Annotated in this window: 11 protein-coding genes; 4 read left to right on the top strand and 7 right to left on the bottom strand. The window is 41.8% G+C overall.

The genetic code is table 11. The features are described from left to right. The first annotated feature begins 348 nt into the window (after window positions 1-348). Both gltA and QR722_RS08025 read left to right on the top strand, forming a co-directional pair. Window positions 349-1629, top strand: a complete 1281-nt coding sequence (gene gltA, locus QR722_RS08030) for a citrate synthase (RefSeq protein WP_286286934.1) — start codon at window positions 349-351, stop codon at window positions 1627-1629. Between the two features lie 62 nt (window positions 1630-1691). Beyond that, the gene (locus QR722_RS08025; RefSeq protein WP_286286932.1) at window positions 1692-2117 is read left to right on the top strand and encodes a DUF3429 domain-containing protein; all 426 of its coding nucleotides are present in this window, start codon (window positions 1692-1694) and stop codon (window positions 2115-2117) included. Between the two features lie 65 nt (window positions 2118-2182). Here the strand turns inward: QR722_RS08025 and QR722_RS08020 are convergent, their stop codons facing one another. The 3 genes from QR722_RS08020 to lhgD form a co-directional block, all read right to left on the bottom strand. Continuing rightward, window positions 2183-3631 carry a phosphohexomutase domain-containing protein gene (locus tag QR722_RS08020; protein WP_286286929.1) on the bottom strand — a complete coding sequence of 483 codons (1449 nt, stop codon included), beginning with the start codon at window positions 3629-3631 and terminating at the stop codon, window positions 2183-2185. Continuing rightward, window positions 3632-5062 (bottom strand): mannose-1-phosphate guanylyltransferase/mannose-6-phosphate isomerase, encoded by a 1431-nt coding sequence (locus QR722_RS08015; protein WP_286286928.1) that lies wholly within the window; start codon window positions 5060-5062, stop codon window positions 3632-3634. Between the two features lie 137 nt (window positions 5063-5199). Beyond that, on the bottom strand, window positions 5200-6402 hold the full coding sequence (gene lhgD, locus QR722_RS08010) for an L-2-hydroxyglutarate dehydrogenase (RefSeq protein WP_286286926.1): 1203 nt from the start codon (window positions 6400-6402) through the stop codon (window positions 5200-5202). A gap of 76 nt (window positions 6403-6478) precedes the next feature. Here lhgD and tcdA point away from each other — a divergent pair, with 76 nt between their 5' ends. Next, the gene (gene tcdA, locus QR722_RS08005; RefSeq protein WP_286286924.1) at window positions 6479-7255 is read left to right on the top strand and encodes a tRNA cyclic N6-threonylcarbamoyladenosine(37) synthase TcdA; all 777 of its coding nucleotides are present in this window, start codon (window positions 6479-6481) and stop codon (window positions 7253-7255) included. Between the two features lie 137 nt (window positions 7256-7392). After that, complete coding sequence (locus tag QR722_RS08000) at window positions 7393-7806, top strand: hypothetical protein (RefSeq protein ID WP_286286922.1); 414 nt, start codon at window positions 7393-7395, stop codon at window positions 7804-7806. A 26-nt stretch (window positions 7807-7832) separates the two neighbouring features. On the opposite strand, the gene QR722_RS07995 is transcribed toward QR722_RS08000, so the two are convergent. From QR722_RS07995 to QR722_RS07980, 4 genes are all read right to left on the bottom strand, one after another. Next, window positions 7833-8303 carry a DUF2919 domain-containing protein gene (locus QR722_RS07995; protein ID WP_286286920.1) on the bottom strand — a complete coding sequence of 157 codons (471 nt, stop codon included), beginning with the start codon at window positions 8301-8303 and terminating at the stop codon, window positions 7833-7835. Between the two features lie 6 nt (window positions 8304-8309). Continuing rightward, window positions 8310-8741: a GNAT family N-acetyltransferase gene (locus QR722_RS07990; RefSeq protein WP_286286918.1), complete on the bottom strand. Its 432-nt coding sequence runs from the start codon at window positions 8739-8741 to the stop codon at window positions 8310-8312. Then, window positions 8738-10531: a GGDEF domain-containing protein gene (locus tag QR722_RS07985; protein ID WP_286286916.1), complete on the bottom strand. Its 1794-nt coding sequence runs from the start codon at window positions 10529-10531 to the stop codon at window positions 8738-8740. Before QR722_RS07985 ends, QR722_RS07990 begins: the two co-directional genes overlap by 4 nt. Window positions 10532-10843: 312 nt before the next feature. Further along, complete coding sequence (locus QR722_RS07980; protein WP_286286914.1) at window positions 10844-11527, bottom strand: PEP-CTERM sorting domain-containing protein; 684 nt, start codon at window positions 11525-11527, stop codon at window positions 10844-10846. Window positions 11528-11898: the final 371 nt, after the last annotated feature.

The following is an 11898-nucleotide window of genomic DNA, read 5'->3' as shown; positions in this document are numbered from 1 at the left end:
CCTTTAATCCATTAAATGACATTTTCTGTTCAAAACGGCTCTAAGGTTAAAGTATTGTTAATAAAACGTTAAACCTTTAACAATTAAGCATTTTCAGCGCATTTAATGCATCAAAGTATATCCAGCGTTTTGATTAATTACAATTTTTGTTCTTTATTAAAGTGTTATGAACCAAAGTTAATGTTTACATCGTATACTATTGGTCCATCATCAGAATATATATTAACCATTCACGCATTAAAATTGACTTAATGTGACTTTATAAGTACAAATAGCGACACTTTTTTTCAAGGTCGTTGAAAATATATTCATTTAACGTCTACAGAACTAGTCTGAGGAGAACATCTTATGGCAGAACAGAAAGCCATTTTAAAAGTAGGTGATAAAGAAGTAGAGCTTCCGATTTTATCGGGTACTGCTGGGAACGATGTAATTGATGTTCGTTCTTTAGGTGCGCATGGTTATTTTACTTTTGACCCTGGTTTTATGGCTACTGGTTCATGCGAATCATCCATTACCTTCATTGATGGCGCTAAGGGTGTGTTATTACATCGTGGTTACTCTATCGAAGAATTAGCCCGTGATGCTGATTATATTGAAGTGTGCTACATGTTATTACACGACAAAACGCCGACGTCTGAAGAGTATGCAGATTTTAAAAATACTATCACCCACCACACTTTGGTCCATGATCAAGTAACTAACTTCTTTAGGGGCTTTAGACGCGATGCTCATCCGATGGCAATGCTATGCGGAACAGTGGGTGCGTTAGCAAGTTTTTATCATGATGATTTAGATATTTCAGATCCGGAACAACGTCTGCGCAGTGCATACCGCTTAGTGGCTAAAATGCCCACTCTAGTGGCAATGTGTTACAAATACAGTGTTGGACAACCTTTTGTTTATCCTAAGAATAACCTTAGCTATGCAGAAAACTTCTTAAATATGATGTTCTCTGTTCCTGCAGAGGATTATGTGCTCAGCCCTGCAGTGTCCAGAGCAATGGATAGAATTTTCACACTGCATGCCGATCACGAGCAAAACGCTTCAACTTCCACCGTGCGTTTAGCTGGTTCTTCAGGTGCTAACCCTTATGCATGTATCGCTGCAGGTGTTGCCTCATTGTGGGGACCAGCCCATGGTGGCGCAAATGAAGCATGTCTAAACATGCTACAAGAGATCGGTTCAGTAGACCGTATACCTGAATTTATCGCTCGTGCTAAAGACAAGAACGACCCTTTCCGTTTAATGGGTTTTGGTCATAGGGTTTATAAAAACTTTGATCCTCGTGCAACAGTTATGCGTGAAAGTTGTCATGAAGTGTTGGAAGAACTAAAAATCGATGATCCTTTGCTAAATGTAGCGATGGAACTGGAAAGAATTGCGTTGAGCGACCCCTACTTCGCTGAGAAGAAGTTGTTCCCGAACGTTGATTTTTATTCCGGTATCATCCTCAAAGCAATTGGTATTCCAACCAATATGTTTACCTGTATTTTTGCTTTGGCAAGAACCGTAGGTTGGGTTTCTCATTGGCATGAAATGTTGAGCCAGCCCGGTCAAAAAATCGGTCGTCCTCGTCAATTATATACGGGTGAAGTACAACGTAAATATACCCCTATTAAAAAGTAATTTTTAATATCACTCACTAAAATAGCGCCAAATGGCGCTATTTTTTTCGTTGGACGTTGCATATGAATAAAGCCATCCACTGTCAAATTCTCGGATATGCCGGACTCATCCCATTTATATTACTGCCTTTTTTGACCGTTTGGGGCACAGTATCCTTCTTCGAAGGAGTGAGCTTCTTCAACCAATACTCCGTCATCATTTTGTCATTTCTTGGCGGTGTATTGTGGCAGGATGCAATCCGTTTCGATAAATCTAGCTCACAGTTGTACATTGCCATGCTACCGAGTCTAATCGGCTGGTTTGCCCTAGCATTACTACCGGCAATGAATGTACTTTGGGTACTACTGTGTTGCTATCTACTGGTGTTGATTTACGAATTTAGTGTAATGGATCAGCAAGTTTGGTATCGCTCATTACGAATACGCTTAACTGCCATCAGTATGGGTGGGCATTTGATGATGATTTGGCTGCTTTATACTGGTTTCTAAGCTGCTGGCCGCAGAACTTGAGCTAAGTAGCAATCAACTCAAAAGCTGACTGCTACTTGATTTAGTTAAGCGCGGATAAGATCTAGCAGCTCTTTGGTTTTCTGCTCCATCAAGGGGATATCTCCACGAGACTCCACATTAAGACGAATAACAGGTTCGGTGTTTGATTTACGCAAATTAAAGCGCCAATTACCAAACTCTAAGCCTACGCCATCGGTATTATCGATCACGCTGGCGTGAGGTTGATATGCGTCGATAACTCTTTTCAAAGCGGCATCCGCATCACTCAGCAAACTATTTATTTCACCAGAAGAGGGAAACGCTGCAATACGCTGTTTCACCAGCTCAGACAAAGATCGGCCAGAAGTACAGAGTAACTCAGCCACCAACAACCAAGGGATCATGCCAGAATCGCAATATGCGAAATCACGGAAATAATGGTGAGCACTCATTTCACCGCCATATACGGCATCCTCAGCGCGCATCCGCTCTTTGATAAACGCATGGCCGGTTTTACTTTTTATCGGTGTACCACCGCCAGCTTGCACGATATCTTCAGTATTCCAGTAAACTCTGGGGTCGTAAATGATCTTACTGTTGCTATCTTTATCTAAAAAGGCTTTGGCCAGCAGGCCGACAATATAATAACCTTCAACAAAATCGCCTTTTTCATCAAACAAGAAACACCGGTCAAAATCACCATCCCAAGCAATTCCCATATGAGCCTTATTATTGATCACAGCATTAGCCGTGTCCGCGCGGCTCTCCGGTAGCAATGGATTCGGAATACCATGTGGGAAGTCGCCATTGGCTTGATGATGCACTTTAATAATTTCTATCGGGATACCATGGGCAATCAGTTGCTGTTCAATTGCATCAAGCGCATCTCCTGCAGCACCATTACCAGCATTGACCACTAATTTGAGTGGCTTAAATTTGGCCAAGTCCACGTAAGATAACATATGTTCAACATATGCTGGCATGCAAGACTTAATGGTGTAGTGGCCTGTATCAGCCAATTTAGCCACAGTGACACTGCCCTGCCCTTTAAGAAATGCTTCATCTGAAGCAATTTTTTCAGCGTAAAATGCTAAGCGTGCATCAACGTCAGACTGTTCGAATTGCTCGGCAATATCTTTAATTGCAAACAACCCGGTGTCACCACTGATGGGTCGGGAGCCGGCCTTAACCAGTTTCATGCCGTTGTAATCAATTGGATTATGACTAGCAGTCACTTCGATACCACCATCAACACCTAAGTGTTTGGTAGCGAAGTATATTTCTTCTGTACCTGTCATTCCCAAGTCAATGACTTCGGCACCACCGTCTATCAAACCAGCGCTTAACGCCAGCTTCAACGGTGCAGAGGTATGGCGTACATCGCCGCCAACAACAACACGCTTAGCGTTTAAAAATTGTGCATAGGCGCGGCCAATGCGATACGCGACATTTTCATCTAATTGTTCGATTAATTTTCCGCGTATATCATAAGCTTTGAAACAACTGATCTGCATTTACTTGCCCTTCTTGTCTTGGCTACGGCCATAGCGGTCAGAAAATCTTACGATATCGTCTTCGCCCAAATAACTACCAGATTGAACTTCAATCAACTCTAGCGGTAATTTGCCTGGATTCTCCAAAGCATGAACCACGCCGATAGGAATATAGGTTGATTCATTTTCAGTAACTAAGAAGGTTTTGTCGCCATTAGTGACCTTTGCGGTTCCCGAGACAACGATCCAATGCTCTGCACGATGATGATGCATTTGCACCGACAATTTTTCACCGGCATTAACGGTTATGCGCTTAACCTGAAAACGTTGGCCGTTATCGATAGAATCATAACTTCCCCAAGGACGAAAAACCTCGCGGTGGAATTCGAATTCTGGTCGATGTTGCTGTTTTAGGCTATTAACTATGGTTTTGATATCTTGGACTTTGTTTTTATTGGCTACCAAAATCGCATCTTTGGTCTCAACCACTACCACATCATCTAAGCCGACTACTGCAATTAAGCGCTGCTCAGAATTAACATAACTGTTACGCACATCAGCTAACATCACATCACCGACAGTGACATTTCCCTGACTATCTTTTTTATCTGCTGTTTCCCACAATGAAGACCAGCTACCGACATCATTCCAACCCGCATTTAAGGGCACCATAGCGGCATCGTCGGTTTTTTCCATCACCGCGTAATCAACCGAATCATCTGGGCAAGTGGCAAAGATAGCGGAATCGATTCTGACAAAATCCAAGTCTTTGGCTTCGGTAGAGATGGCTTGTTTACAGATTTCGAGCATCTTGGGGGCAAATTTTTCTAATTCTTGTAAATAGCGGGATGCTTTGAACATGAACATACCGCTGTTCCAAAAATAATCGCCGTTATCGATATATTTTTTGGCTGTATCTGCGTCAGGCTTCTCAACAAATTGCGAAACCGCAAAGCCCGTCTCAGCTTGATTGAGCTGCTCACCTCGGCGAATATAACCATAGCCAGTATGAGGACTGTCAGGCACGATCCCAAAGGTGACGAGTTTTCCTGACAATGCTAGGGCATTAGCATGGGCAATCGCTTTATGAAAAGCACGTTGATCCTTAATTAAATGATCCGCAGCCAGCACTAGTAAGACTGGATCCTCACCATTTAATTGCGCATGCAAGGCGGCTAAAGCAATAGCCGGAGCCGTGTTTCTGCCCATAGGTTCGAGTAAGATGCCGCCATGCTGACGGCCTTGTTGGCGCAGCTGTTCAGCCACTAAAAAGCGATGGGCTTCATTGCATATAAAAATAGCAGGTTCAACATCTAAACCATCCAATCGACTCACGGTGCTTTGCAACATGGTTTGCTCTTCGGTTAAGGATAAGAACTGTTTGGGCAATGCGGCGCGAGATTTTGGCCACAAACGACTACCCGAGCCACCGGCTAATATAACTGGTTTCATTAAAATTCCTTTATTTTTGAACGGACTGACAATCATTGACTTCCGCGTCTTAACTCGATGTGCGAATGCTATAAAAGCTTTTACTACTATTCAATCATTGAATGCATTTAAACGCTTAATTTGCCTTAGATTTTGGTTTATTCAAGCTTTTGCGCAATATTGCGCACAATTTCTTCAGCTATTGGCAATGCTGAGGTAGCTGCAGGTGAAGGGGCGTTGCAAACATGGAAACTCAACTCACTGCTGGCAAATTTAAAATCGTGGATCATTTCACCATTATTGTCCACTGCTTGCGCCCTTACTCCACTTCGAAAAGGTAATAATTCGTCTATGAGAATTTGCTCACAATATTTATGTACTTGATTCAAATAGCCCTGTTTAGACCATGAATTTTTTAACTCATCAATCACACTAGTCTTGTGCTGGGATAACAATCGCCAGAAACCTGCAAAGCTAAGGGTATCGGTAAAATCCTTTAGGTTGAATGCGGTTTTGCTATATCCTTCTCGCGCCATAGCTAGCACGGCATTTGGCCCAACCGTCACGCTACCATCGATCATTTTAGTCAAATGTACTCCCAAAAAGGGTAAATTGGGATCGGGAACGGGGTAGATTAAGTGCTTAAATGTATCATTGTATTTTTTCGGTAAGCGAAAATATTCGCCTTTAAAGGGAATGATCTTAAAATCCAGCTCTAACCCAAAAGCTTTCGCGACCCTGTCAGTCATCAATCCAGTGCAATTGACCAAGAAGCCAGTATTAAGTATTTGCTTAGCGGCGAACAGATCAACACTATTGGTATGTTGTATAATTTTGCGCAGATTAAATCCATACATCACCCCCCCGCCCAACTGCTGAAATCTATCAATTAAACTTCGACAAATTGTAGAATAATCGGTAATTCCAGTTTGCTTAATTAAAATCGCTTCCTTGCCCTTCACGTCAGGCTCATGTTGTTTTAACTGCTGTTGGCTCAACCTAATCGGATTTAAATCATTTTCCACACAACGTGAATACAAATCATGCAGTCTGTGTTGTTCTAAGTCAGACGTTGCGACGATCAGTTTGCCACACTGCTGATAAGGGATGTTATTGCGCTGGCAGAATTCGATAGTTTGCGTGAGGCCTTCCCTACACAGCTTGGCCTTCAGGCTACCAGCGGGATAATAAACCCCCGCGTGAATCACCCCTGAATTGCGCCCAGTTTGATGCTGTGCACACATCTGCTCTTTTTCAAGTAAGACGATCTTTTTGCTGGGGTATCGTCTTTTAAGAGTCAAGGCAGTGGCGGCACCAACAATACCAGCCCCAACTACCGCAATGTCATATTTATTTAGCATCTGTGCTACTGCATATAGATTTGTGACCCTATATTGATATACTTCGCGCAATTTTATAAGCCACAATCCAAATTATATGACAAATATTAAAAACCGTTTTGGCGGTACTGAGCGATTGTATGGTCAGATGCAAACCGACAAGTTACGTCAAGCACACTTTTGTGTTGTGGGTATTGGTGGTGTTGGCACTTGGGTTGCTGAAGCTTTAGCACGGACCGCTGTTGGCCAGATCACGTTAATTGATTTGGATGATATTTGTACCACCAACATCAATCGTCAATTGCACGCCTTGGATAGCACCGTGGGCGAGTCCAAAGTTGATGCGATGGCACAACGAATTAAGCAAATAAATCCTGAGTGTGTAATCAATTGCATCGAAGACTTCGTCACTGCAGAAAATGTCGGTGAATATATTCAGCCGCAAATGGATTATGTTATTGATGCCATTGACAGCGTTGTGGCTAAAGCCGCCTTGATAGCCCATTGCAAGCGTAACAAAATTAAGATTATCACCACTGGGGGCGCAGGAGGCCAGATAGACCCGACCTTGATTACAGTAGGTGATCTTAGTAAAACCATACAAGATCCCTTAGCCGCTAAACTGCGCTCTCAGTTGCGTCGCTTTCACAGTTTCAGTACTAACCCGAAACGCCGGTTTGCAGTTGAATGTGTCTATTCAACCGAGCAATTACGCTACCCGCAGACTGATGGCAGCGTTTGTCATAATAAACCTAATAACCAAGAAAGCATGAAGTTGGATTGCAACTCTGGATTCGGTGCTTCAGTTGCGGTAACCGCAAGCTTTGGTTTTTTTGCCGCATCCAGAGCCATCAACAAATTTTTAGCCCGTTAGTGGGATTAAAACAAAACTAACTATTTCAGACCTGTCTGTATCGAGTAATAAACTAGTTAAACAGGATAAATTCGACAAATAGATCAATAATAGCGACAATCAATGCGACCGTTGTAATTCACTAAAAAGGACCGGCCATGCGAATGACCCAAGAAGAACTTGATCAACTTATGGCTGACAGTGCTCAAAATGCCATTGAAACCACTAAAACTGAATTTAATATTGACCTTGATGGCTCAGTTGAGAGTATCGCGCTGGTAGATAGTGTGATTTTGGCATGGATAGACAAATATAAAGATCAGGCGCTAGAAGACAATGCTGTTTTCACAATATGTAATATCTACGGTGCCTACATAGGTGAAATTTATAAACAATTAGTTGGGGGGCATTGGCGTTACGATGAATCAGATCAAGACGCCCCTTACATCGTGGTTGAATATGCTGGGAAGTCATATGCATTTGCTGGTATCTGCTATCAAAGATTGGTTAACGATAGTCAGATAAGTGTTAATAACTATTTCGAACAAGCAGTGGGCAACAGTATTCAATAGATAATTGCGACAGGGAACCGCAGAGATCAGTGCGGTTTCCAATCTGCCAGCATTAGCCTCACATGACGACTTTTTATCAACCAATAAAACAACACTGCATCAATCATGATAAATAGGCCGATTACCCAAGAAAATTGCCAATTTCCTTCAATTGCAATTTGTATTTGATGGCCGATATCTAACATCAATGTCAACATTAATAAGGGCTTAATCAAGTAACCCAAGATCGCTAACCTACCGCTCCACCACTTTTCTCGATGGGCGGTAATGAGCATGGCAATCACCGCTCCTGCACCAATAATAAAGCCTAAATACATTTCTGACGCATCAGGATAAAAAAAATCCAACAACATGTCTGAGTCTTTTAAATTACTCATAGACACAACAAAAATAAAATAACTTTTGGCTAACAGCAAGCCACAAATCCAAAAAAATTTAGGCGGTTTTATCCGGCCCGCTTCATCATAATGATGTAAAGGTAATAACAATTTACGCATAATAAGTCAGAGTTTCTTTGTAAAATGATGGCTGGAAATATGAAAACCTTTGTTCAAATAAAATTTATGAGCTGCAAAGCGCTGAACACCAGAGTCGAGGTGTATTTGTTGGCACTGGTTAGCTTCTGCATAATCGCTCAACCACTCAAGCATTTTCGCTCCGATACCAGCGCTGCGGACTTCACTAGATACGATGAGATCATCGATATAGAGAAATTTCCCCCAGGCCAAATTCCTTGACAGCCTAAAACCGCCCACACCTGCTACTTCATCATTATACTTGGCACACAGCAGTAAGTAGCCTTCCTGCATTTGAGCTAGCACGGATTGCTTGATTTGCGCCACGCTATATTCAGTCCTAAGTTGATGTAGTACCACACAGCATTGCTGAATTTGCGTGTCGGTTTTGGCCTCATACACAGATAGATTGTTATTCATGCTCGGACCGTTTCTATGCCTAGTGAAAGCTGCATATCATCAAGTACTTCGTCTAAGTCGTCAAATTTATGCCCTGTGACATAGACACTCATACTCGACTGTATACTTACTTTGTCACCCTGATGATCGCCTAACATGGTATTTTCTAACGCATAACGCATACGTTCAAAAAATGATTTAGCTGAGTCTTCCTCTATATCGGTTAAACACACAATAAATTGTTCAGGTGCAAAACGACCTAGAATATCTCTATCACGGGTAACCTGACTAAAGGCATGGGCAATTTGTTGTAAAGCCAGATCACTATTGGTTGCACCAATTTGGCGATTCACTTCGCGAAAGTTGCCTAAATCAAACAACGCCAATGCGTTTGTTCTGCCTGCAGATGGCGGGGGCACCCGACGGATTTTAGCTAATGCGGTTCGGTTATTGAGCAAGTTTGTGGCTGAATCATATGACTTACTATTCAGATATTTTTTTCTGCCAAAAAACAAAATAATACCCAATACAAATAATGAAATAGACACCACTAGCACTATCGCTTGAATACGGAAATTCTCTGATTCTTCTAGACTGGCTTCTAAATTCAAAACTTGACCATGTAGATTAGCTACGCCCAACACTTTGCCGGATGCCTGCTGCTGCCACATTTTATCAAACATCATGTCCGAAAACAGCTGGAAGTCTTGTTGAGCGCCTTCAATATCACCAAAAAATAACGCTATCTCAACTTTAAATTTCACGAAGTCTTTGTTGCGCCTCAAAAGCGAGTATAAACCCGGACTAAAGTCTTTCTCTTGGGCTAAGAACTCAGTTAAACAGGCTTTATCCCCATCCGCTAGACACGGCACCGCGCTATACCATTTAAACAATCCTTCGTATAAGGGGCTGCTAATGCGGTCTAAATAAATTTTCCAACGGGCTAAGCTGTTGCGTAGCGCATCTATATTGCCTGTGCGGTAATGATAACCTGCCTCTGCGAAGTGCAACCACACATTTGACAAGGGGGTATCAACTAGTTGATTTTGAACTTTTAACTCATCTATTACCTGCTTGGCTTGGTCAAATTCACCACTGGCCATTAAAGATGAAATGACACTAATTAACGTTGCAATCCGGTTTGAGCCCGAATAGGTGTTAAACCCTAATTCATAGGTTTTTTGGTATTGTTCCGCTGCGAGCACATGTTGCCCCAACTCGCCGTACAACAAGCCAATACTATTGTGGATTGTCGCTACTGCTGCTGCGCTATTACCTTTTGCACTGTAACGTTCTAGCATGGCATACAATTTACCGAGTTTTATCCCCTCATCGTTATGCTCATTACACATAGTAATTAAGCCCAACTCAGAGCTTAAACTGATATCAGAATATTTGTTTTCGGCTAAATTCTTAGCACGGCTGTAGTATCCGCAACGCTCAGGGTTTTCATATACGTCAGCGATAAAACCTAATTGATAAATCGCATCTGCGAAGTACTCTTGATTCATTTGCACGTTAGGATCTTTTATCAGTGCTAATAATTCATTTTTAGCCTCTTGATATTTACCGACACAAACTTGATGCTGGGTACTCATTACTTTTAGTTGAAAACCCTGCATCGCAGTAATGGTTGGCAGTGCCAAATACTCTTCAACCATTTGTTGGACATGGTCTGCAGGGCAATCGTAGGTTTCGACTTGTGAGTTTTGAATAAATTCGTCGATCTGAATGCTGGATTGCGCAAATACCACTGGACAGGCAATAATCCAAACAATAAAAAAAATTGATGTTAATTTTAGGGCTTTCAAAAAACCGTCCTAGCCAATTATTATTTTCGACTGGGAAATGAAAAATATCATTCCTAATCATTGAGCAATGTAATCTACTGGAATTGATTTTAGTCTAGTCTTTTACCTATCTATGTACAAGACTGTGATAAACGCTGATTTAACAAAACCAGCGTCTACAAAGCAATTCTCACAGGACAGACAGAATAAATACCTATGAGCCATGTTCATTGATGTAGTAGAGGGAGAGTGTTGGCTGAGGTGTTTTGGATATGAAAAAAGCACCAGATAAATGGTGCTTTTTGTTTTAACTATTAGGTGGGACAGATTCGCTTATTGTTTGTTAAATCTTCTTGATGCTAAACCCATAATACCTAATACAAATATGGCTAAGGTCGAAGGCTCTGGGATCGGGGTCTGGCCAATAGGATCTCCGTCAGGAGAAGCTGCCAACAATATGTAATTTCCACCAAATCTGAATTTGCTGAAGGAACTTGCGCCCAAATCTATCCCTCTAAAGCGAAAATCATTGAAGCCGCCTGGCGTAGAAATGGCAGCAGAGACTGAAAGATCCCAGGTTTCAACTACATTGTCGAATTCATCTAGTGCAGCAATAAAGGGATTATCCCCATTGCAACTTGGACAATAATTTATATAAGCACCGAAGGTAGAAACCGCACTGTCAAAACTAAGGTCTGCGTAACCGGTTGCTGAATCAACACCTATATAGACTGCATCACCACCAAAGGAACCGTTCGCCCCTAAGCCGTAGCCACCTTGTCCAATTACTGAACCCGAGCCACTATTTCCACCGCCACCTGGTGCTGCTGTAAAAGTAATCCCGCCTGGCAAGACCTCTGGGCCGAAAGTAAAATTATAACTTCCGTTTTGATATGCGGTGAGGTTCAATCCCATCCCGCTATACCCAACATCTGTAGTAATTAGCGCAGCGTTAGCAGAGTTACCTAGACAAAACATCAAACCGACCAGCGTCGTTTTGAAAAATGTTGATTTCATCAGTATTTCCTTTCAGTTATTTTAAAAAATATCATTTTTTATACTAATGGCTATACATCATCATCGGCACCCACACTACTTCAATCAAACCTTAGGAACAAATTTCACCAGCCTAAAAAACAAGCACGCATAAATCAAACCGTGAGTCATAAACCTATATTTTTCAGATAATTAAGAAATATTAAAATGGCCATAAACCCAAAGGTGTATATTTTTCTGACAATTTTTTACGGAGTAGCATAGTGCTTTATTAAACGCCATTGAGTAAAAGACGTTGCTAATTTGGTCACTCACAAGCTAGCTAACTCAAAACAGTAAACTACCATGCTCAAATACATTGCTGTATAATCCGCGCGATTAGATAACGGTCA

It is taken from the genome of Aliiglaciecola sp. LCG003, from assembly GCF_030316135.1.
In the GTDB taxonomy this organism is placed as follows: Bacteria; Pseudomonadota; Gammaproteobacteria; order Enterobacterales; family Alteromonadaceae; genus Aliiglaciecola.
This window is presented reverse-complemented; position numbering and strand designations above follow the sequence as displayed.